17 protein-coding genes are annotated in these 18,831 nt (G+C 71.9%); 11 read left to right on the top strand and 6 right to left on the bottom strand.

Features of this window, described 5'->3' with window-relative positions; all coding sequences use genetic code 11:
- Window positions 1-134 precede the first annotated feature (134 nt).
- Entirely contained in the window at window positions 135-1,163 is a 1,029-nt protein-coding gene (trpS, locus tag EEY80_RS00430) for a tryptophan--tRNA ligase (RefSeq protein WP_126974597.1), read from the bottom strand.
- An 87-nt stretch (window positions 1,164-1,250) separates the two neighbouring features.
- Here trpS and EEY80_RS00425 point away from each other — a divergent pair, with 87 nt between their 5' ends.
- Both EEY80_RS00425 and EEY80_RS00420 read left to right on the top strand, forming a co-directional pair.
- The gene (locus tag EEY80_RS00425; RefSeq protein WP_126974596.1) at window positions 1,251-1,931 is read left to right on the top strand and encodes a rhomboid family intramembrane serine protease; all 681 of its coding nucleotides are present in this window, start codon (window positions 1,251-1,253) and stop codon (window positions 1,929-1,931) included.
- A complete protein-coding gene (locus EEY80_RS00420; protein ID WP_126974595.1) occupies window positions 1,931-2,458 on the top strand; it encodes a GNAT family N-acetyltransferase in 528 nt (175 codons plus the stop codon). Before EEY80_RS00425 ends, EEY80_RS00420 begins: the two co-directional genes overlap by 1 nt.
- On the opposite strand, the gene murJ is transcribed toward EEY80_RS00420, so the two are convergent.
- The 3 genes from murJ to EEY80_RS00405 are packed head-to-tail and all read right to left on the bottom strand — an operon-like array spanning window position 2,442 to window position 7,983.
- Window positions 2,442-3,989, bottom strand: coding sequence for a murein biosynthesis integral membrane protein MurJ (gene murJ / locus EEY80_RS00415; RefSeq protein ID WP_126974594.1), 1,548 nt, complete (start codon window positions 3,987-3,989; stop codon window positions 2,442-2,444). The genes EEY80_RS00420 and murJ overlap by 17 nt on opposite strands.
- A 9-nt stretch (window positions 3,990-3,998) precedes the next feature.
- Window positions 3,999-6,752: a [protein-PII] uridylyltransferase gene (locus tag EEY80_RS00410; protein WP_126975062.1), complete on the bottom strand. Its 2,754-nt coding sequence runs from the start codon at window positions 6,750-6,752 to the stop codon at window positions 3,999-4,001.
- A gap of 55 nt (window positions 6,753-6,807) precedes the next feature.
- Complete coding sequence (locus EEY80_RS00405; RefSeq protein WP_126974593.1) at window positions 6,808-7,983, bottom strand: penicillin-binding protein activator; 1,176 nt, start codon at window positions 7,981-7,983, stop codon at window positions 6,808-6,810.
- Between the two features lie 150 nt (window positions 7,984-8,133).
- Between EEY80_RS00405 and rsmI the strand changes: the two genes are divergently transcribed.
- The 4 genes from rsmI to EEY80_RS00385 all read left to right on the top strand — a co-directional run bounded on the left by rsmI (window position 8,134) and on the right by EEY80_RS00385 (window position 11,616).
- Window positions 8,134-9,048: a 16S rRNA (cytidine(1402)-2'-O)-methyltransferase gene (rsmI, locus tag EEY80_RS00400; RefSeq protein ID WP_126974592.1), complete on the top strand. Its 915-nt coding sequence runs from the start codon at window positions 8,134-8,136 to the stop codon at window positions 9,046-9,048.
- Between the two features lie 48 nt (window positions 9,049-9,096).
- Window positions 9,097-9,471, top strand: coding sequence for a YraN family protein (locus EEY80_RS00395; RefSeq protein ID WP_126975061.1), 375 nt, complete (start codon window positions 9,097-9,099; stop codon window positions 9,469-9,471).
- Between the two features lie 195 nt (window positions 9,472-9,666).
- Window positions 9,667-10,620: a glutathione synthase gene (gene gshB, locus EEY80_RS00390; protein ID WP_268885642.1), complete on the top strand. Its 954-nt coding sequence runs from the start codon at window positions 9,667-9,669 to the stop codon at window positions 10,618-10,620.
- Between the two features lie 3 nt (window positions 10,621-10,623).
- On the top strand, window positions 10,624-11,616 hold the full coding sequence (locus EEY80_RS00385; RefSeq protein ID WP_126974590.1) for an alpha/beta hydrolase: 993 nt from the start codon (window positions 10,624-10,626) through the stop codon (window positions 11,614-11,616).
- Here EEY80_RS00385 and EEY80_RS00380 read toward each other — a convergent pair.
- Both EEY80_RS00380 and EEY80_RS00375 read right to left on the bottom strand, forming a co-directional pair.
- Window positions 11,582-13,096, bottom strand: coding sequence for a YifB family Mg chelatase-like AAA ATPase (locus EEY80_RS00380; RefSeq protein WP_126974589.1), 1,515 nt, complete (start codon window positions 13,094-13,096; stop codon window positions 11,582-11,584). The genes EEY80_RS00385 and EEY80_RS00380 overlap by 35 nt on opposite strands.
- A 51-nt stretch (window positions 13,097-13,147) precedes the next feature.
- The gene (locus tag EEY80_RS00375; protein ID WP_126974588.1) at window positions 13,148-14,056 is read right to left on the bottom strand and encodes a glutathione S-transferase; all 909 of its coding nucleotides are present in this window, start codon (window positions 14,054-14,056) and stop codon (window positions 13,148-13,150) included.
- Window positions 14,057-14,281: 225 nt separating this feature from the next.
- Between EEY80_RS00375 and EEY80_RS00370 the strand changes: the two genes are divergently transcribed.
- The 5 genes from EEY80_RS00370 to EEY80_RS00350 all read left to right on the top strand — a co-directional run bounded on the left by EEY80_RS00370 (window position 14,282) and on the right by EEY80_RS00350 (window position 18,785).
- On the top strand, window positions 14,282-15,160 hold the full coding sequence (locus tag EEY80_RS00370; RefSeq protein WP_126974587.1) for an RNA polymerase factor sigma-32: 879 nt from the start codon (window positions 14,282-14,284) through the stop codon (window positions 15,158-15,160).
- Window positions 15,157-15,960, top strand: a complete 804-nt coding sequence (locus EEY80_RS00365) for a ChaN family lipoprotein (protein ID WP_126974586.1) — start codon at window positions 15,157-15,159, stop codon at window positions 15,958-15,960. The genes EEY80_RS00370 and EEY80_RS00365 overlap by 4 nt, the downstream gene beginning before the upstream one ends.
- An 85-nt stretch (window positions 15,961-16,045) precedes the next feature.
- The gene (coaBC, locus tag EEY80_RS00360) at window positions 16,046-17,251 is read left to right on the top strand and encodes a bifunctional phosphopantothenoylcysteine decarboxylase/phosphopantothenate--cysteine ligase CoaBC (protein WP_126974585.1); all 1,206 of its coding nucleotides are present in this window, start codon (window positions 16,046-16,048) and stop codon (window positions 17,249-17,251) included.
- Complete coding sequence (dut, locus tag EEY80_RS00355) at window positions 17,248-17,721, top strand: dUTP diphosphatase (protein ID WP_126974584.1); 474 nt, start codon at window positions 17,248-17,250, stop codon at window positions 17,719-17,721. Before coaBC ends, dut begins: the two co-directional genes overlap by 4 nt.
- A complete protein-coding gene (locus EEY80_RS00350) occupies window positions 17,718-18,785 on the top strand; it encodes a HesA/MoeB/ThiF family protein (RefSeq protein WP_126974583.1) in 1,068 nt (355 codons plus the stop codon). The genes dut and EEY80_RS00350 overlap by 4 nt, the downstream gene beginning before the upstream one ends.
- Window positions 18,786-18,831 lie beyond the last annotated feature (46 nt).

Raw genomic sequence — 18,831 nt, 5'->3', positions numbered from 1 at the left:
CAGGGGATCGGGCAGCCCGTCGTGGCGTCGGGCGCCGGGCAGGGCCGGAAGCGCCGGCTGCGGTGGCCGCGACAGGGGCGGTTCCGCCCCGTTGCGCCGGATGCGGCGCGGCCCGCCCGCAGGCGGCAGAGGCGTCAGACCTGACGTGACCGCACCATGCCGACGATCTCCATCGTTCGGGCGAGGATCGGCTGCGCGATGGCATCCGCCCGGTCGGCGCCCTGACCGAGGATGCGGTCGATCTCGGCCGGGTCGGCCATCAGCCGGTTCATCTCGGTCGTGATCGGCGCCATCCGCGCCACCGCCAGATCGGCCAGCGCCGGCTTGAACGTGCCAAAGCCCTTGCCGCCGAATTCGCTCATCACCGCCTCGGGCGCGATCCCGGCCAGTGCGGCATAGATGTTCACCAGGTTCTTGGCCTCGGGCCGGCCCGCCAGTCCCTCCAGCGTCTCGGGCAGGGGCTCGGGGTCGGTCTTGGCCTTGCGGATCTTGCCGGCGATCGCGTCGGCATCGTCGGTCAGGTTGATCCGGCTCGCGTCCGAGGGATCGGATTTCGACATCTTCTTCGTGCCGTCGCGCAGGCTCATCACCCGCGTCGCCGCGCCCTCGATCAGCGGTTCGGTCAGGGGGAAGAACTCCACCCCGTAATCGTGGTTGAACTTCGCCGCGATGTCGCGGGTCAGCTCGATATGCTGTTTCTGGTCCTCGCCCACCGGCACATGGGTGGCATGATAGAGCAGGATGTCCGCCGCCATCAGCGAGGGATAGGCGTAGAGCCCCAGCGAGGCGTTTTCGGCGTTCTTGCCGGCCGTCTTGTCCTTGAACTGCGTCATGCGGTTCATCCAGCCGAGCCGCGCCACGCAGTTGAAGATCCACGCAAGCTGCGCATGGCCCGCCACCTGGCTCTGGTTGAACAGGATCGACCGCGCCGGGTCCACGCCCGAGGCCATGAAGGCCGCCGCTGCCTCGCGCGTCTGGTGGCGCAGCGCCTCGGGCTCCTGCCAGACGGTGATCGCGTGCAGGTCCACCAGGCAGTAGATCGTCTCGATCCCCTCGTCCTGCTTTTCGGCGAAACGTTTCAGCGCGCCGAGGTAGTTGCCCAGCGTCAGGCCGCCCGACGGCTGGATGCCCGAAAAGATCCGGGGGGCAAAGGCGGTGGCCATCGGCAGCCTCTTCGTCTGGAAATTCCTGCACGGCTCGCTTATCGCTGGGCGCCGGGGGCGTCAATGCGGCCCACTGCAGGAGGCACCATGCACAGCGATCACACTTCGCCCCTGAACCCGATCCCGCCGGTGGTCTGGGCGATCCTCCTGCCGCTGGTGGCGATGGAGGTGGTGCTGTCGGCGGGCGGGTCCGGCCTGGTCGGCGGGCCGGGGGCGGTGGGCTGGCGGCTGGAGGCGCTGCAGCGCTTCAGCTTCGCCCCGCAGATCATGACGATGATGATCGAGGCGCGGCAGTTCCCGCCCGAGCAGCTGATGCGCGCCGTGACCTATCCCTTCGTCAATGGCAGCTTCACCCAGACGCTGTTCGTCGCGGTGTTCCTGCTGGCGCTCGGCAAGATGGTGGGCGAAATCTTCCGCTGGTGGGCGGTGGTCGCGGTCTGGCTGGCGGCAACGCTGGCGGGGGCCGCGGCCTATATGGCCGTGCCCGCGGCGCAACCGCTGTTCGGGGGCTATCCGCCGGTCTACGGGCTGATCGGCGCCTTCACCTATATCCTCTGGGCGCGGCTCGGCGCGGTGAATGCCAACCGCTACCGCGCCTTTTCGCTGATCGGCTTCCTGCTGGGCATCCAGCTGGTCTTCGGCCTGATCTTCGGCGGCAGCTGGACCTGGGTGGCGGAACTGGCGGGCTTCGCGGCCGGGTTCCTTTTGTCCTTCGGGGTGGCGCCCGGCGGCTGGCAGCGCCTGCTTGTCACCATCCGGTCGCGCTGATGCGGCTGCGCGATGCTGTGGCGGCGGATGCGGGCGCCATCGCCGCGATCTTCAACGACGCGGTGCGCAACACGCTCGCCATCTGGAGCGAGGCCGAGGTGAGCGCGGCGAACCGTGCCGACTGGATCGCCGCGCGGCAGGGCGCGGGCCTGCCGGTGCTGGTGGCCGAGGATGCGCAGGGCGCTGTGCAGGGCTATGCCAGCTATGGCGAGTGGCGCGCCTTTGCCGGGTTTCGCCACACGGTCGAACATTCCGTCTATGTCGCCCCGGCGGCGCGGGGCGGCGGGGTCGGGCGGCTGCTGATGGCGGCGCTGATCGACCGGGCGCGCGCGCAGGGCAAGCATGTGATGGTGGCGGGGATCGAGGCCGGCAACCTCGCCTCGATCCGGCTGCACGAATCCTTCGGCTTCCGCCAGACGGCGCTGATGCCCGAGGTGGGCTGCAAGTTCGGGCGCTGGCTGGACCTCGCCTTCCTGCAGCTGCGGCTGGACGACCGGCTGGACCCGGACGCTATCCCCCGCGCCTGAGCCCGGCCTTCAGGTCCGCCGGGCGGAAGGCGCCGGTGGCGAAGGCCGCCACCGCATAGACCGCCATCCCCGCGACGACCAGCGCCGCCAGCGCCGCATAGCGGGTGCCGGGCATGTGCAGCGCCGGGTCGAGCCAGCGCGCGCCGATCCACAGCACCGCCCCCATCACCGCCGAGGCCAGCGCGATGCGCGGCAGGCGCGCGGCCAGCCGGGCATCGGGCGCCGCGGCGCGGCCCATGTCGCGGCTGCCCCACCACAGCTGCGCCACCATCGACCAGCCGGCGATGGTGGTGCCCCAGGCGGCGGCCGAGAAGCCGATGACCGGGGCCAGCCCGATGGCGACGGCGGCGTTGACGATCATGGAGTTCAGCGCATAGCGGAAGGGGCGCCGCGTATCCTCGCGCGCAAAGAACAGCGGCTGCAGCACCTTGTGCAGCACGAAGGCCGGCAGCCCCGCGCCGTAGATCGCCAGCGACAGCGCGGTGGGGGGCGTGTCGGCGGCGGTGAAGGCGCCCCTTTCGAACAGCACCGACACCAGCGGCTCCGCGATCACTACCAGCGCGACGGCGGCGGGCAGGGTCAGGAACAGGCCGAATTCGGTGGCGCGGCTGAAGGAATGCTGGCCGCCGCCCTCGTCCCCCGCCTTCAGCCGCCGCGCCAGTTCCGGCAGCAGCACCACGCCGATGGCGATGCCCACGACGCCGAGCGGCAGCTGGTACAGCCGGTCGGCATTGTAGAGCCAGCCGATGGCATTGTCGAAGAAGCTCGCCACCTGCCGCCCGACCAGCAGGTTGACCTGCACCACCCCCCCGGCCAGGACCGCGGGCGCGGCCACGGCCAGCAACTGCCGCAGTTCCGGCGTCAGGCGGGGCCGGCGCGGGCGCACGGCAAAGCCCATCCGCGCCGCCGCGACCCAGACCACGGCCAGCTGCGCGATGCCGGCGACGGGGGTCGCCCAGGCCAGCGTCAGGCCCATCGGCCAGCCGGCGCGGTCGGCCAGCCACATGGCGATGATGAACACCACGTTCATCAGCACCGGCGCGGCGGCGGCGGCGATGAAGCGCCCGCCCGCGTTCAGCAGCCCCGACAGCAGCGCCGTCAGCGAGATGAACAGGATGTAGGGAAAGCAGATGCGGCCGAAGACGACCGCGATGTCGAACCGTTCGTCACCCGCGAAGCCGCCCGCCTGCAGCAGCACCAGCCCCGGCATCGCGACGGTGGCGACGGCGGTCAGCAGCAGCACGGTGAAGCCGAGCCCGCTGAAGGCATCCTCGGCGAAGCGATGCGCGTCCTCGCCCGCCTCCAGCCGCTTGGCGAACATCGGCACGAAGGCGGTGTTGAAGGCGCCCTCCGCGAAGAAGCGGCGGAACAGGTTGGGCAGGGTGAAGGCCACGATGAAGGCTTGCGCCACCGGCCCGGTGCCGAGGTTCGCGGCGATCATCATGTCGCGCACGAAGCCCACCACCCGGCTCGCCAGCGTCCAGCCGCCGACGGTCAGGAAGCCCTTCACCAGACGGATCGGTGCCGCCATGATCCGCCGTCAGCCCCGCGCCCGTTCGGCGCCGTCGGCGATGGCCTGCCGTAGCTTGCGCTCCAGCGCCTCCTGCTTGGCCTTCTGGTGCAGCTTCAGCCCGAACATGTCCTTGACATAGAAGGTGTCCACCACCTGCGCCCCATAGGTCGCGATCACCGCGCTCGCGATATAGATGTTGCTGGCCGCCAGCGTCCGCGTCAGGTCGTACAGCAGCCCGGGCCGGTCGCGGGTATCGACCTCGACGATGGTGTAGATGTCCGACCCCTCGTTGTCGAACGAGACCGTCGTCGGGAACCGGAAGCCGCGCTCGCGCCGCTTGACCTTGTCCCGGTCCTTCAGCGCCTCGCGCGCCACGACCTCGCCGCGCAGGGTCTTTTCGATCATCTGCCGCAGGCGGGGCAGGCGCGCGGCCTCGTAGGGCCGGCCCTCGGCATCCTGCACCCAGAAGACGGCGGTGGCATAGCCGTCCTTCGAGGTATAGGTGCGCGCATCGACCACGTTCGCCCCCACCAGCGCCAGCGCCCCCGCGAGGCGCGAGAAGATGCCCGGATGGTCGATCAGCGCGAAGCAGGCCCGCGTCGCGTCGCGGTCGGGATCGGGCATCAGGTCGATGCGGATCTCGTCGGTGCCCAGCCCGTCCAGCAGCCGGGCGAAGACCACATGGCCCTCGGTCGACAGCGCCTGCCAGTAGGGGCCGTAGTGGCGGTTCAGCTCGGCCTCGATCTTCTCGGCGGGCCAGAAGGCCAGCGCCTCGCGCAGCTGCTCCTTGCTTTCCTCGGCGTTGCGGTCGCGGTTCAGCACCTCGCCGCCGCCTTCCAGCGCCTCCAGCGCCAGCCGGTAGAGCCGGCGCAGCAGCATGGCCTTCCAGTTGTTCCACGTCCCCGGCCCGACGCCGCGGATGTCGCAGACCGTCAGCACGGTCAGCAGGTCCAGTCGCCGCCGCGTCTTCACCGCCTTGACGAAGTCGCGCAGCGTGCGCGGGTCGCTGAGGTCGCGTTTCTGCGCCACGTCGGACATGAACAGGTGATAGCGCACCAGCCATTCCACCGTCTCGGTCTCTTCCGCGTCCAGCCCCAGACGCGGCGCCACCCGGCGGGCGATCTGCGCGCCGACGATGGAATGATCCTCGGGCCGGCCCTTGCCGATATCGTGCAGGAACAGCGCCAGATACAGCACCCGGCGGTTCACCCCCTGCTGCAGGATGCCGGTGGTCAGGGGCAGTTCCTCGACCAGCTGGCCGCGTTCCAGCTGGTCCAGCGTGCTGATGCACTGGATCGTATGCTCGTCCACCGTGTAATGGTGGTAGACGTTGTACTGCATCATCGCCACGACCGGCTCGAATTCCGGGATGAAGGCGGCAAGCATGCCCAGTTCGTTCATCCGGCGCAGGGCGCGTTCCGGCGCGCCGTGATCCAGCATCAGCCCCAGGAACAGCCGCCCCGCCTCGGGGTCCTCGCGCATCGCGTCGTCGATCAGGTGAAGGTTGGCCGCCACCAGCCGCATCGCATCGGGATGCATCTGGTAGCCGGTGCGCATCGCCAGATCGAAAACCCGCAGGAGGTTCAGCCTGTCCTTCAGGAAGGCGGCGGGATCGGCCACGTTCAGCCGGTTCTGGTCGATCCGGTAGGGGCCGGGAACGGTGCGGCGCCGCCGCAGCAGCCCTTCCAGCTTGGGCACCTTCTTGACATGCTGCGCCTCGAGCGCGGTCAGGAAGATGCGGGTCAGCTCGCCCACCTTCGTCGCCTGCCGGAAGTAGTCCTGCATGAACAGTTCGACGCCGCGCCGCCCGGCCCGGTCCTGATAGCCCATCCGCGCCGCGACCTCGATCTGCTGGTCGAAGGTCAGCTGTTCCACCGCGCGGCCGGCATTCAGGTGCAGGTGGCAGCGTACCGCCCAGAGGAAATCCTCGGCCAGTTCGAACTGCTGGTATTCCTCGGCGGTGAACAGGCCCTTGCCCACCAGTTCCGACACTTCCTCGACGCCATGGATGTACTTGGCGATCCAGTACAGCGTCTGCAGGTCGCGCAGCCCGCCCTTGCCCTCTTTCACGTTGGGCTCCAGCACATAGCGCTGGCCGCCCTGGCGGCGGTGGCGCTCGGTCCGTTCCTGCAGCTTGGCCTCGATGAAGGCGGGGCCGGTGCGCTGGAACAGGTCGCGCCACAGCCGCTGATGCAGGTCGGCGGCGATGCGCGGGTCGCCCGCAAGGAAGCGGTGTTCCAGCAGCGCGGTGCGGATGGTGATGTCCTCGGTGCCGAGGCGCAGGCAGTCCTTCACCGTGCGCGTGGCATGGCCGACCTTCAGCTTCAGGTCCCACAGCATGTAGAGCATGGATTCGACCACGCTCTCGGCCCAGGGGGTGACCTTCCAGGGCGTCAGAAACAGCAGGTCCACGTCGGAGAAGGGTGCCATCTCCGCCCGGCCATAGCCGCCCACCGCCATCACCGTGATGCGCTCGCCGTCCGTCGGCGTCGGCAGGGGATGCAGATGCGTCGTGGCCATGTGAAAGACGGCGCGGACGGTGACATCCGTCAGCGCCGCATAGGCGCGCACGGTGGCACCCGCAAGCCGCGGATGAAGGGCGAAATCCGCCTCGATCGCCAGCAGTGCCGCGCGGCGCGTCTCGGCCAGATGTTCCACCGCCAGCTGGCGCAGGTTGCTGCCGGGCGCCGCCCCGGCCACCGCGGCGTCGAGATCCGCGCAGAGCGCGGCGAGATCGGGAAGTCCCGGCAGCGAAAGGTCGGGGGCCGGACCCTGCCGGATCCGGCCATCGCTCTGCCCGTCGAGGCCGGATGCGGGTTCTGCCCGCTGCGCCCGGTCAGAAGCCCGCGCCACCGAAGCTCCTCGGCGCGCCGCTGACGACGACGACCTGCCCGTTGCGGATCTGCGCCACGGCCAGCCCGCGTTCGTTGGACCCGTCGCCGCGCAGGCGGAAGACGCCGTTCACTCCGACAAAGCCCGAACCCTGGGTCAGCGCCGCCGCCGACAGCGGGTTGGAGCGGTTCGACCGCACCAGAGCGCCGATGGCGGCGATCCCGTCATAGGCAAGCCCCGCGATCGGATGCGGCGCCTCGCCATAGGCCGCCTGATAACGCGCCTGGAACTGCTGGCTCAGCGTCGGGTCGGGCAGCGCGAACCAGCCGCCCTGCAGTCCGGGCAGCGCCAGCGTCTGCGCCGGGATGTCCCAGCGGGTCAGGCCGATGAAGGGGGTGGTTCCGGTGTTCAGCCCGCCCTCCGGCAGAAGCTGCGACAGCAGCGGCAGCGCGCCGGCGGTATCGGCGGTCAGGAACATCGCGTCCGCCCCGCTCGCCTGGGCGGTGGACACGATCTGCGGCACCGCCGCGATCACGCCCTGCTGCGAGAAGTCGTAGGAACCGGTCCCCGCCATCACCGCGCCGTTGCGCTGGATCGCGGTCTCGATGGCCCGCCGTCCGGCCTCGCCGCTGGCATTGCGGTCATGCACGACCATGATCCGGTTGCGGCCCTGGCTGCGCGCGAAGGAAACCAGCCGGTTGGCGGTGTTCTGGAAGGTCGGGCCCAGCACGAAGACATTGCCGCCGGCGATGTCGGTGTTGTTGGAGAAGGACAGCACGTTGATGCCGCGCCCCGCCACGGCGAGCCCCGCCGCATTCGCGGCCTCGGCATAGACCGGGCCGAGGATGATCTTCGCGCCCTCGTCGGCCGCGCGGGACGCCGCGGCGCCCGCACCCGCCGCCGAAGGGCCGGTATCATAGACGCGCAGGTCGATCTCGACCCCCTGCAGGTCCGAAATCGCCAGCTGCGCCGCCTGCCGCAGGCTGCGGCCGATCACCTCGTCGCCGGCATTTCCGGTGGCGCCCGGCAAGAGCAGCGCGACGGGAACCGCCTCGCCCCGGCTGACCGCCGGGCCGCTGCCGGTGTTCATCGTGGGGGCGCAGGCAGCGAGCCAGAGCGCGGAGGCGAGACCGGCGAGCCGGGCGATCGGCTTGCGGGGGTTGCGGAAAAACGCGATCATTGGCCTATCCTTCTGTCCCGGTTGTGGCGGGTCGGCAACGTCAGCGGGACCCTATGCGTTCCGCGGCGGGAAGGCAACTTTCACCCGGTCCGCGAAGGGGGCGTTGAGCGTATGGTCGGCGAAACGAAGCCCGGCAGGGCAACGGATGCGATGCCGCAGGACGCGGGCCCCGCGGGCCCCCCGGGGCAGGCCGGAGGACAAGCCGGAGGACCCACGGCGCGCGCGATCCCGCCGGGCCTGCATTTCGTGGCCACCCCGATCGGCGCGGCCCGGGACATCACCCTGCGCGGGCTCGACATCCTCGCCGGGGCGGATGTTCTGGCGGCGGAGGATACGCGGACCCTGCGCCATCTGATGGATATCCACGGCCTCCCCGCCCGGGGCCGGCCCTTCGTCGCCTATCACGACCATAACGGCGCCGAGGCCCGGCCGCGGCTGCTGGCGGCGCTGGCCGAGGGGCGGAGCGTCGCCTATGTCTCCGAAGCCGGAACGCCGCTGGTGGCCGATCCCGGCTTCCAGCTGGGGCGCGCGGCGATCGCGGCGGGCCATCCCGTCCATGCCGCGCCGGGGGCTTCGGCCGTGCTCGCGGCGCTGACGGTGGCGGGGCTGCCCACGGACCGCTTCCTCTTCGCCGGGTTCCCGCCGGCCACCGGCGCTGCCCGCCGCCGCTGGCTCGAGGAGATCGCAAATGTGCCGGCGACGCTGGTGATCTACGAATCGCCGAAGCGCGTTGGGGAATTGTTAGTAGACTGCGTCCACAGTCTGGGAGGAGAGCGGGAGGCGGCGGTGTGCCGGGAACTGACCAAACGGTTCGAGGAGGTGCGGCGCGGCACGCTGACTGAGCTCGCTGCGGATCATGCGGACCGGACGGTGAAGGGCGAGGTCGTGCTGGTGATCGACCGTGCCCGGGGGCGCAGGGTCGAGGCAGCGGAGGTCGAGGCCGCGCTGGTCGAGGCGCTGACCCGGATGCGGGTGAAGGATGCGGCGGCGGCGGTGGCCGAAAGCCTCGGCCTGCCGAAGCGCGAGGTATATCAGGCCGCGTTGCGGCTGGGAAAGGAGCGCTGAATGGCCATCGCGGCACAGCAGGACCGGATCGAAACGCCCCGCGCGGCGATGCCTGCCGCGGCGCGCCGGGATACGGGCCGGACCGCCTGGCTGGCGGGCCAGGCGGCGGAGGCGCAGGTGGAACGGCTTTATGAGGACAGCGGCCGGCCGATCGCGGCGCGGCGCTGGCGCGGACCCGGCGGCGAGATCGACCTGATCGCCCGCGACGGAGCGGCGCTGATCTTCGTCGAGGTGAAGGCCTCGCGCAGCCATGCCGCCGCGGCCGAACGGCTGTCGCGCCGCCAGATGGACCGGATCTGCGCCTCGGCGCAGGCCTTCGTCGCGGCGGAACCGCGCGGGCTCGACACCGAGATGCGCTTCGACGTGGCGCTGGTGGACGGGGCCGGGCGGGTCGAGATCGTCGAGAACGCCTTCGGCGGCTGAGGCGCACCCGCCCGCAGGCGCCCGGCCGGCGCCCGGTCGGCGGAGCCCGCTGCCGCCTTGCAACGCCGCCGGCTCTCGGCCATCAAGGGCCGGCACAGCGCGAGCAAGGGGGCGGCCATGGCAGCGGCAGGAACGGCAGGCGGGATCGGGGCCGGACCGGAGGGGGACCGGGCGGCGGCCGGACGGGGCCGGCCTCTGAAGGTGGCGTTCCAGATGGACCCGATCGGCGCGATCAACATCGCCGCCGACAGCACGTTCCGCATCGCGCTCGAGGCGCAGGCGCGGGGGCATGAGCTGTTCTACTACACGCCCGACCGGCTGGCCTATCGCGAGGACCGGGTGCTGGCCCGGGGCTGGCCGCTGCAGGTCCGGCGCGAGCCGGGCAACCATTATACTCTCGGCGAGGAGGCGGAGATCGACCTGGCCGGCTGGGACGTGGTCTGGCTGCGGCAGGATCCACCCTTCGACATGGGCTACATCACCACGACGCATCTGCTGGACCGGATCCATCCGCGGACACTGGTCGTCAACGACCCGTTCTGGGTGCGGAACTCGCCGGAAAAGCTGCTGGTGCTCAACTTCCCCGACCTGACGCCGCCGACGCTGATCGCGCGCGACCTCGGCACGATCCGGGCCTTCAAGCACCGGCATGGCGACGTGATCCTGAAGCCGCTCTACGGCAATGGCGGGGCGGGGGTGTTCCGGCTGGACCCGGCCGACCGCAACCTCGCCTCGCTGCATGAACTCTTCACCGGCATCAACCGCGAGCCGCTGATCGTGCAGAAATTCGTCCCCGACGTGAGCAAGGGCGACAAGCGGATCATCCTGGTGGACGGCGAGCCGGTGGGCGCGATCAACCGGGTGCCCGCCGATGGCGAGACGCGGTCGAACATGCATGTCGGCGGCCGGCCCGAAAAGGTCGGCCTGACGGAGCGGGACCGCGAGATCTGCGCGCGGATCGGCCCGGTGCTGCGCGAGAAGGGGCAGATCTTCGTCGGCATCGACGTGATCGGCGACTGGCTGACCGAGATCAACGTGACCTCGCCCACCGGCATCCAGGAACTGGAACGGTTCGACGGCACCAACGCGGCCGAGCGGATCTGGCAGGTGATCGAGGCGAAGCGCGCCGCGGCGGGGCCCGCGGCCTGAGCCATGGCCGCGGCGGGGGGCGCGCAGGATCCCGACGATGCCGTGGGGCCGCGGCCCCCGAGCCTGCGGCTGCGCCTGCTGAACCTGTGGCTGCGCCGGGCGGTGCGGCCGCTGGCCGACCGGCCCGTCGATCCGGCGCTGGCCCGGCGGATGATGGAGCGGGCGGCCCGGACGGGCGGCCTGCGGGTGCCGGAGGCCCGGGCCGAGCCCTGGGGCGACCCCGCGCCGGGACCCGGCGGGCTGCGGCTGACCGCGGGGCCGGTGGAGGACGGCGCCGCGATCCTGCATTTCCACGGGGGCGCCTATGTGGCGGGCTCGCCCCGCACCCATGCCGCGATGCTGGCCCGGCTGTCGCGGCTGGCGCGGCTGCCGGTGGTGGCGCCCCGCTATCGCCTCGCCCCGGAACATCCTTTCCCCGCCGCGCTGGAGGATGCCTGCGCCGCCTGGGACCGGCTGCGGCGGGACTATCCCGCCGGCCGCATCGCCCTCGGCGGCGATTCCGCCGGCGGGGGACTGGCGCTGTTGCTGGCCGCGCGCCTTCTGGCGCGGGGCGAGGCGCCGGGGACGGTCTACGCGCTGTCGCCCTGGACCGATCTTGCGGGCAGCGGCGCCTCGATCCGCGAAAATGCCGGGCGCGACGCGCTGTTGTCGGCGCGGCGCCTGCCCGAGGTGGCGGCGCTGGTGCTGGGACCGGGGGGCGATCCGGTCGCGGCCTCGCCGCTGCATTCGCGTTTCGGGGGGCTGCGCTGCCTGCATCTGCAGGTGGGCGAAACCGAGATCCTGCTGGACGACAGCCTGCGGCTGGCGCGGCGGCTGGGGGCGGAGGGCGTGGCGGTGGACCTGCATCTGCATCCCCATGCGCCGCATGTCGTGCATCTGTTCGACGGCTGGGTGCCCGAGGCGCGGCAGGGCCTGCGGCTGCTGGCCCGCGCCATCCGCCGCGATCTCGGACTGTGTGAGGTCAGCCCGGCGCCGCCACGCTCAGCCGGAAGCTGATCGCCTCGGCCACATGCGGGCGGGCGACACCGTCGGAGCCGGCCAGATCGGCGATGGTGCGGGCCACCCGCAGCACCCGGTGATAGCCGCGGGCGGACAGGCCGAAGCGTTCGGCGGCGGTGGCCAGCACGGCGCGCCCCTCGGCATCCGGTCCGGCCACCTGTTCCAGCAGCGCGCCTTCGGCATCGGCGTTGGAGCGCAGGCCGGGATGGCCGGCATAACGCTCCGCCTGCCGGGCCCGGGCGGCGGCGACCCGGGCCGCCACCTCGGCGCTGCCCTCGCCCGCGGCGGGCAGGTCGAGGTCGCGGAAGGCCACGGGCGGCACCTCGACGCGCAGGTCGAAGCGGTCCATCAGCGGGCCCGAGATGCGGCCGAGATAGTCCTCGCCGCAGGCGGGCACCCGGCTGCAGCTGCGGGCGGGATCGGCGAGATGCCCGCACTTGCAGGGATTCGCCGCCGCGACCAGCAGGAAGCGGCAGGGATAGCGCACATGGGCATTGGCGCGCGACACCATGATCTCGCCGGTTTCCAGCGGCTGGCGCAACGTGTCGAGGATGGCGCGGGGAAATTCCGGCAGTTCGTCGAGGAACAGCACGCCGTTATGGGCGAGGCTGATCTCGCCCGGCTTCGCGCCGCGCCCGCCGCCGACGATGGCGGGGGACGAGGCGGTGTGATGCGGGTCCTGATAGGGCCGGCGGCGCGAGATGCCGCCTTCGGGCAGCCGCCCGGCCAGGGAATGGATCATCGAGGTTTCCAGCGCCTCGACCGGCGACAGCGGCGGCAGAAGGCCCGGCATCCGGCGGGCGAGCATCGACTTGCCGCTGCCGGGCGGGCCGGTCATCAGCAGGTGGTGGCGCCCGGCCGCGGCAATTTCCAGCGCGCGCTTGGCGCGTTCCTGCCCCTTCACGTCGCGCAGGTCGGGGACGGCGGCGTCGTCGCGCACCTCGCCGGGACGCGACGGCGACAGCGGCGCCTCGCCCGTCAGGTGGCGGATCGCCTCGGTCAGGGTCGCGGGGGCGAAGACCGGCACCGCGCCGACCCAGGCCGCCTCGGCCCCGCAGGCCGCGGGGCAGATCAGGGCGCGATCCTCGGCCCCCGCCGCCATCGCCGCGGGCAGCGCGCCCACCACCGCCACCAGCCGCCCGTCGAGCGACATCTCGCCCAGGGCCACGCAGCCCTCGACCTCTTCCCCCGGCAGGATGCCGATGGCGGCCAGCAGCGCCAGCGCGATCGGCAGGTCGAAATGCGAGCCTTCCTTGGGCAGGTCCGCGGGCGAGAGGTTGACGGTGATCTTCTTCGATGGCAGCGCGATGGACAGCGCCGACAGCGCGGCCCGCACCCGGTCGCGTGCCTCGGACACGGCCTTGTCGGGCAGGCCCACGACGGCGAAGCCCGGCAGGCCGGCCGTCACCGCGCATTGCACCTCGACGATGCGGGCCTCGACCCCGTCGAAGGCCACCGTATAGGCCCGTGCCACCATGCGCCGCCCACCCTTGCGGTTCAGCGGTAGCGGCGCTTGGTTGCCGAATGGTTAACGGGCGGGCGCGGGGGGCACTGTGGACAGCAGCGCGGCTGCCCCGACCATCGCCATGAAGGCGGGCCAGGCTTCGGGGTCATGCAGGGTCTTGTCGCGGCAGAAGGCGTTGCAGAAGCCCCAGACCCGCCCGTCCATCCGCAGGTAGTGCGTGACGGGATCGCCCGAATAGGGACAGGCCACGTTTTCCGACGGACCTTCGGCCCGGTCCGCGGGCCGCGGCGCGGGGCCGGGCCAGGGGCGCTCCGGGTAGTCGCGGCGATAGACGGGCTGTTCGAAATTCTCGGCCAGACCCATCGCCCGCCAGCGGCGGAAGGCGGGGTCGGCCAGATGCGCCGCGACATAGGCCGCGGCGCCGGCGCCCACCGGCAGATTGTAGGTGGCGATCCGGCCCGCGACCGGCGCATACATCGCGTCGGCGATGCTGTAGGCGCCGAAGAGCCACGGTCCGCCCGCGCCGAACCGCTGCCGCGCCTCGGCCCACAGCGCCTCGATCCGCGCGACGTCGGCCAGCACGGCCGGGGGCGGCGCGCAGTCGGTATAGCTTTTCCCCAGATGCATGGTGCAGTGGTCGCGCAGCGCGGCGAAGCCTGCATGCATCTCGGCCGACAGCCAGCGCGCGAAGGCCCGCGCCGCCGGGTCGGCGGGCCACATCCCGGCCTCGGGGTGGCGTTCGGCCAGTGTTTCGGCGATCGCCAGCGTCTCGCCCACCGCGATCCCCTCCGGCGTGCGCATCGCCGGCACCAGCCGGGCGGGCGCGAAATCGGCCAGAAGACGCGGAACCTCGTCGCTGTAAAGCCGCGCGCGGCGCACCCGGACGGGGATGCCGAACGCCTCGAACATCAGCCAGCCGCGCAGCGACCAGCTGGAATAGGTGCGATCCCCGATGGCGAGTTCATAGCTCATGGCGGCATCCCCGGAACGATTTGACTGTCTCGGGCGTAGTGCTAACGGCGCGGGGCGCCCGGAGCGAACGGAGATTGGTGCGGCGGGACATCACGGAACGTGATGTTCACGGTTTCGCCATCCACCCCGCGCCGGTGATCCACCCCCGGCCGCGACGCGTAGGGAAGCGAGGAGCAGGGCGCGACGAGAGGCGGCCCCGCTGCAGCGCAGGAAGGAAGGGATCCGATGGCTCTGGATGGACTTGCCGAAAGCGTGCTTCCCCGCCGCGCCATGAAGGCCGAGCTGCTGGATGCCGAGACCGAACACGCGCTGGCCGTCGCCTGGCGCGACCGGCGCGACGAGGCCGCGCTGCACCGGCTGGTCACCGCCTATATGCGGCTCGCGATCTCGATGGCGTCTAAGTTCCGCCGCTATGGCGCGCCGATGAACGACCTGATCCAGGAGGCGGGGCTGGGCCTGATGAAGGCCGCGGACAAGTTCGACCCGGACCGGGGCGTGCGGTTCTCGACCTATGCCGTCTGGTGGATCAAGGCCTCGATCCAGGACTACGTCATGCGCAACTGGTCGATGGTGCGCACCGGATCGACCTCGTCGCAGAAGGCGCTGTTCTTCAACATGCGCCGCGTTCAGGCCCGGCTGGAGCGCGAGGCCGAGGGGCGCGGCGAGCGACTGGATTCGCACCAGCTGCGCGCGCGGATCGCGGTCGAGGTGGGGGTGCCGCTCGCGGATGTCGAGATGATGGAAGGTCGGCTGTCGGGGTCGGACTTCTCGCTCAACGCGACGCAGAGCGTCGACGAGGACGGGCGCGAATGGATCGACGCGCTGGAGGATGACAGTCCCCAGGCCTCGGACCGGGTGGCCGAGGCGCATGATGCCGAACGGCTGCGCGCCTGGCTGGGGCGGGCGATGGCCGTGCTGACCGCGCGCGAACGCTATATCGTCGAGGAACGCAAGCTGCGGGCCGAGCCGCGCACGCTGGAATCGCTGGGCGAGGAACTGGGCCTGTCGAAGGAACGGATCCGCCAGCTCGAGGCGCAGGCCTTCGGCAAGATGCGCCGCAGCCTTGAGGAGCAGAGCCAGGAAGTGCATCACTTCCTCGCATGATCCGCGCCGTGATCCCCGCGCTGCTGCTGTGCGCGCCTGTCTTCGCCCGCGAGATTGCCCCGGCGGACTTGGCCGGGGCGATGCTGGGAGCCCAGGTGGTGGTGCTGGGCGAGGTGCATGACAATCCGGCTCATCATGCCCATCAGGCGCAGGCGGTCGCGGCGCTGCGCCCCGCCGCGCTGGTGTTCGAGATGCTGACCCCGGAGCAGGCGGCGCGGGCCACGCCCGACCTGCGCGACGACGCGGCGGCGCTGGCCGCGGCGCTGGAGTGGGAGAGGTCGGGCTGGCCGGATTTCGCCATGTATCACCCGATCTTCGCTGCCGCCCGCGGGGCGCGCGTCTATGGCGCGGCCCTGCCGCGCGATGCGGTGCGCCGGTCGGTCGCCGAGGGCGCGGCCGCCGTCTTCGGCCCGGACGCGCCGCGTTTCGGGCTGGACCGGCCGCTGCCCGCGCCCGAACAGGCACTGCGCGAGGCCGAACAGATGGAGGCGCATTGCCGGGCGATGCCCGAAGACCTGATGCCCGGCATGGTCGAGGCGCAGCGCCTGCGCGACGCGGCGCTGGCCGAGGCGGCGCTGCAGGCGCTGGCCGATACTGGCGGGCCGGTGGCGGTGATCGCAGGCTCCGGCCACGCGCGCAGCGACTGGGGCGTTCCGGCGCTGATCCGGCTGGCCGAGCCCGGCATCACGGTGCTGTCGGTGGGCCAGGTGGAGGCCCCGGCCGCGCCGGACCAGCCCTTCGACCGCTGGATCGTCACCCCGCCCGCCGAACGCGACGACCCCTGCGCGGCGCTGCGATAGGTTGCCTTCGCCGGGACCGGCCCCTAATCCTGTGGCGCCGGAAGCCGTGACGCCCGAACCCGTCACGACAGAAGCGGAGGCCGGAATGCTGGCGGGCAAGCGCATCCTTCTGATCGTCGGCGGCGGCATCGCGGCCTACAAGGCGCTGGAACTGATCCGGCTGCTGAAGGGGCAGGGTGCCTCGGTGGTGCCGGTGCTGACCCGCGCCGCCGAGGAATTCGTGACCCCGCTGTCCGTCGCGACGCTGGCGGGGCAGGCGGCGCATCGCGATCTGTTCGACCTGACGCAAGAGGCCGAGATCGGGCATATCCAGCTGTCCCGCGCCGCCGATCTGGTGGTGGTGGCCCCCGCGACCGCCGACCTGATGGCGAAGATGGCGCAGGGGCTGGCCGGCGATCTGGCGACCACGTTGCTGCTGGCGACCGACAAGCGGGTGCTGATCGCCCCGGCGATGAACGTGCGGATGTGGCAGCATCCGGCGACGCAGCGCAACCGCGACCGGCTGGCGGCGGACGGGGTGCTGTCCGTCGGCCCGGACGAGGGCGACATGGCCTGCGGCGAATGGGGGCCGGGGCGCATGGCCGAGCCGCCCGCGATCGTCGCCGCCATCGCCGCCGCGCTGTCGCCCGTGCCGGCGGGGCCGCTGGCGGGGCGCCATGTGCTGGTGACCTCCGGTCCGACGCATGAGCCGATCGACCCGGTGCGCTATATCGCCAACCGGTCCTCCGGCGCGCAGGGCACGGCGCTGGCCGCGGCGCTGCGCAACCTCGGCGCGCGGGTCAGCTTCGTCACCGGCCCGGCCGCGATCCCCCCGCCCGCCGGGGTGACGGTGATCCGCGTCGAATCGGCGGCCGAGATGCTGGCGGCGGTCGAGGCGGCGCTGCCCGCCGATGCCGCCGTCTTCGCCGCCGCCGTGGCAGACTGGCGCGTGGCGAACCGGGGCGCGCAGAAGATGAAGAAGGATGGCAGCGGCCGGCCCCCCGCGCTGGACTTCGCGGAAAATCCCGACATCCTCGCCACCATCGCCCGCCGGGCCGAGGGACGGCCGCGCCTGGTCGTTGGCTTCGCCGCCGAAACCGAACGGGTGGTGGAACATGCGACCGCGAAACGGGCGCGCAAGGGCTGCGACTGGATCGTGGCCAACGATGTCTCGCCCGCGACCGGGATCATGGGCGGGTCGGAAAACGCCGTCACGCTGGTGACGGACCAGGGCGCAGAGGAGTGGCCGCGCATGACCAAGGATGCCGTGGCCCGCAGGCTGGCCGAACGGATCGCCGGGGCGCTGGCATGACCGCCGCGCCGCTGATCCGCCTGATGTGGGAAGACTGGGCCGACCGCGACCTGCCGCTGCCGGGCTATGAGACTGCCGGCTCCGCCGGGGCCGATGTGCGCGCCAACCTGCGGCCCGAGGACCGGGCGACGGGCTTCATCCTCGATCCGTTCCGCCGCGCGGTGCTGCCGGCGGGCTTTCGCATGGAAATCCCCGAAGGATTCGAGGTGCAGGTGCGCCCGCGGTCCGGCCTTGCGCTGAAACACGGGATCAGCCTGCCCAACACCCCGGGCACCATCGACAGCGACTATCGCGGGCCGGTGGGAATCCTGCTGATCAACCTGTCGAACGACCCCTACACGATCCAGCATGGCGACCGGATCGCGCAGCTGGTGGTGGCGCCGGTGCTGCAGGCGGAATTCGCGCTGGCCGACCGTCTGGGCGACACGCCGCGCGGGACGGGCGGCTTCGGATCGACGGGCCGGCGATGACGGTGCTGGCCGCCGCGGCGGCGCTGATCGCCTTCGGCGCGCTGCTGCGGCTGCCGCGCTGGCTGATCGGGGCGATGCTGCTGGCGCTGTGGGCGGGGGCGGTGCTGGTGCATCTGGTGCTGCCCGACGGCGCGCCGCTGCGTCAGGCGGTGGGCGGCACCGCGCGGGGCTGGCTGGCGCTGGCGGTGCTGGTGGCGCTGGCGCTGGCCTATCGCACGGTGCTGGGCCGGCTGCGGCGCCGCGCCGGGGCCGCGCCCCCCGCGGCGGCGAAACCCGGCGTCTTTTCCGACACCGAACTCGACCGCTATGCCCGCCATATCGTGCTGCGCGAGGTCGGCGGCATGGGCCAGCGCCGGCTGAAACAGGCGCGGGTGCTGGTGGTGGGGGCGGGGGGGCTCGGCTCGCCCGCGATCCTTTATCTGGCAGCGGCGGGTGTGGGCACGATCGGCGTGATCGACGACGACACCGTGTCGAATTCCAACCTGCAGCGGCAGATCATCCATGCCGATGCGCGGATCGGGATGCCCAAGGTCTTTTCCGCCGAGATCGCGGTGAAGGCGCTGAACCCCTTCGTCACGCTGCGCCCCTACAATCGCCGCCTGACCGCCGAGGCGGCGCCGGCGCTGTTCGCCGACTATGACCTGATCCTCGACGGGTCCGACAATTTCGATACCCGGCTTCTGGTGAACGAAGCGGCGGTGGCGGCGGGCAAGCCGCTGCTGTCGGGCGCGATCACGCAATGGGAAGGGCAGCTGTCGCTCTACGATCCCGACCGGGGCGCGCCCTGCTTCGCCTGCGTCTTCCCCGAGGTGCCGGCGCCGGGCCTCGCCCCCTCCTGCGCCGAGGCGGGGGTGATGGGGGCGCTGCCCGGCATCCTCGGCGCGACCATGGCCGCCGAGGCGATCAAGGAGATCACGGGCGCGGGCCAGTCGCTGCGCGGACGGTTGATGCTGCTGGATGCGCTGTGGGGCGAGAACCGGGTGGTGACGGTGCGCAGGCGGGCGGATTGCCCGGTCTGCGGGCAGGTGCATCCGGCCGGCCCCGGCGACCGGGACAGCCGGTAAGACGGCTGCTGGACAGCGCGGGCACCCGTCCCTAGGCTCGCGCCAC

Source organism: Frigidibacter oleivorans (assembly GCF_003993775.1).
Taxonomy (GTDB): Bacteria; Pseudomonadota; Alphaproteobacteria; order Rhodobacterales; family Rhodobacteraceae; genus Frigidibacter; species Frigidibacter oleivorans.
This window is presented reverse-complemented; position numbering and strand designations above follow the sequence as displayed.

Coding starts and splice junctions, on each gene's coding strand:
- trpS (WP_126974597.1), bottom strand. CDS start 1,163: ATGGCCACCGCCTTTGCCCCCCGGATCTTTTCGGGCATCCAGCCGTCG.
- dut (WP_126974584.1), top strand. CDS start 17,248: ATGACCGCCGCGCCGCTGATCCGCCTGATGTGGGAAGACTGGGCCGAC.
- rsmI (WP_126974592.1), top strand. CDS start 8,134: ATGCCGCAGGACGCGGGCCCCGCGGGCCCCCCGGGGCAGGCCGGAGGA.
- EEY80_RS00370 (WP_126974587.1), top strand. CDS start 14,282: ATGGCTCTGGATGGACTTGCCGAAAGCGTGCTTCCCCGCCGCGCCATG.
- coaBC (WP_126974585.1), top strand. CDS start 16,046: ATGCTGGCGGGCAAGCGCATCCTTCTGATCGTCGGCGGCGGCATCGCG.
- EEY80_RS00385 (WP_126974590.1), top strand. CDS start 10,624: ATGGCCGCGGCGGGGGGCGCGCAGGATCCCGACGATGCCGTGGGGCCG.
- EEY80_RS00365 (WP_126974586.1), top strand. CDS start 15,157: ATGATCCGCGCCGTGATCCCCGCGCTGCTGCTGTGCGCGCCTGTCTTC.
- EEY80_RS00380 (WP_126974589.1), bottom strand. CDS start 13,096: ATGGTGGCACGGGCCTATACGGTGGCCTTCGACGGGGTCGAGGCCCGC.
- murJ (WP_126974594.1), bottom strand. CDS start 3,989: ATGGCGGCACCGATCCGTCTGGTGAAGGGCTTCCTGACCGTCGGCGGC.
- EEY80_RS00395 (WP_126975061.1), top strand. CDS start 9,097: ATGCCTGCCGCGGCGCGCCGGGATACGGGCCGGACCGCCTGGCTGGCG.
- EEY80_RS00420 (WP_126974595.1), top strand. CDS start 1,931: ATGCGGCTGCGCGATGCTGTGGCGGCGGATGCGGGCGCCATCGCCGCG.
- EEY80_RS00425 (WP_126974596.1), top strand. CDS start 1,251: ATGCACAGCGATCACACTTCGCCCCTGAACCCGATCCCGCCGGTGGTC.
- EEY80_RS00405 (WP_126974593.1), bottom strand. CDS start 7,983: ATGATCGCGTTTTTCCGCAACCCCCGCAAGCCGATCGCCCGGCTCGCC.
- EEY80_RS00350 (WP_126974583.1), top strand. CDS start 17,718: ATGACGGTGCTGGCCGCCGCGGCGGCGCTGATCGCCTTCGGCGCGCTG.
- EEY80_RS00375 (WP_126974588.1), bottom strand. CDS start 14,056: ATGAGCTATGAACTCGCCATCGGGGATCGCACCTATTCCAGCTGGTCG.